The organism is Pontimonas sp., assembly GCF_031581085.1.
GTDB lineage: Bacteria > Actinomycetota > Actinomycetes > Actinomycetales > Microbacteriaceae > Pontimonas.
Genome location: NZ_JAVLBO010000070.1, coordinates 1 through 1,408 on the forward strand (window position 1 = coordinate 1; position 1,408 = coordinate 1,408).

At 56.7% G+C, this 1,408-nt stretch carries 2 protein-coding genes; both read left to right on the plus strand.

The features are described from left to right. The first annotated feature begins 449 nt into the window (after positions 1-449). Complete coding sequence (locus tag RI518_RS07915) at positions 450-920, plus strand: nucleotidyltransferase domain-containing protein (protein WP_310689833.1); 471 nt, start codon at positions 450-452, stop codon at positions 918-920. After that, positions 920-1,300: a DUF86 domain-containing protein gene (locus tag RI518_RS07920; RefSeq protein WP_397428171.1), complete on the plus strand. Its 381-nt coding sequence runs from the start codon at positions 920-922 to the stop codon at positions 1,298-1,300. Before RI518_RS07915 ends, RI518_RS07920 begins: the two co-directional genes overlap by 1 nt. The last annotated feature ends 108 nt before the right edge of the window (positions 1,301-1,408 follow it).

The following is a 1,408-nucleotide window of genomic DNA, read 5'->3' on the forward strand; positions in this document are numbered from 1 at the left end:
GACAAAGGCGAATTCTCTTCAGATTTGTGGTGGTGGGTGCTCGGGCTGTTCCTGGTGGTGTTCTTCGTGCTGTTTTTCTTCCTGATTGCCCGCAGGCGGAGCCTTCAGAGCGCCCAGCGGGGTCGTGCGATCAACAAGCGATAGGGGAGCAACACTTTTCGTATCGGAACTGCACAAAACCAGGTGTTACCTCACGCAGTGCGGGAGAGCCTGTCGGTGGGCAGATACTGGGCTGTAGACTTTTATTTGCGGGCTTTCGCCCCGGGCCCTCGTAGCTCAGCGGATAGAGCAGAAGGCTTTCCGACTAAAGACCCCGCCCCCACATCGCACTACCTAAAGGGTAGTAGGGGAGAAGTGGTGGGTCGTGCGTCTAGCGTGCGATAAACGAAGACTAAGTCGCGTCTGGGTTACCACCTCGAGAAGGACTGTGTTAGTGATAAAATCATTTTATGACTCTGTTGGCGCATTATGATTCTGCGTTGCATGATGCCGAAATTGCTCGAATCCGTCGCATTCTTGCCCTACGAGGGCTTCTTGGTGAAGGATTTTCCCAAGCGCAGATTGCCGCGCGATTCGGGCTCACCCAACCCGCGGTCAGCTACCAGGTAGCCCGGGTGCGCACGGAGGGCGTGAGGCCTCGCGACCTCCTAGAAGCAGGCCGGGACATTGTGAGACAGGTCGCAGAAGACCGCGGATTTCGCAAACTCAGTGTCTTTGGTTCCGTCGCCCGCGGCGAGGACGGGCCCGAATCTGACCTTGACTTTGTGGTGGAGCCTCCCTCTGGGGCAAGTCTTTCTGATCTCGCGGCACTCCAGGAGGCCTTTACCCGGATACTGGGTAGAGAGGTCGACCTGGTCACCTACGGAGGGCTCGACCCAGAGGTGGATCGAGATATCCTCCAGGACGTGGTGTTGGTGTGATGGAGCTCCGTGTCGCGAAAGAGCTACTCCACATTCAGCGGTGGCTTGACGTCGTGTCGTCGATTGTCGATGGCGGTAAGGCTGCCTACGACAATGACCCGGTGGCCCAAGAGGCCGGCGATTCACTCATGATCAAGATTGGAGAGGCATCCAAATACCTGGCATCACGGGGTGTCGCTGCACCCACCGGGGTTAATTGGAGTGACGCGGCCAGGAACCGCGAGGTGCTGGCACACCACTACTCCACTGTGGACAGAGATCTCACCTGGCAAACACTTTCCGTGTCTTTACGAGAATGGCAAATGGCCCTTACTGCGTTATTTGCTGAAGCCAAAGAAGCAATCAACCCTGATACCCCACCCACCACCTCGCCTGCGTGAATGTCCTGGCAGAGGGGCGAGAACCCCAAAATCACGCACCTGTAAACTAACGTTCGAGGAAAGTTATTCCTCAAAGCCCTCGTAGCTCAGCGGATAGAGCAGAAGACT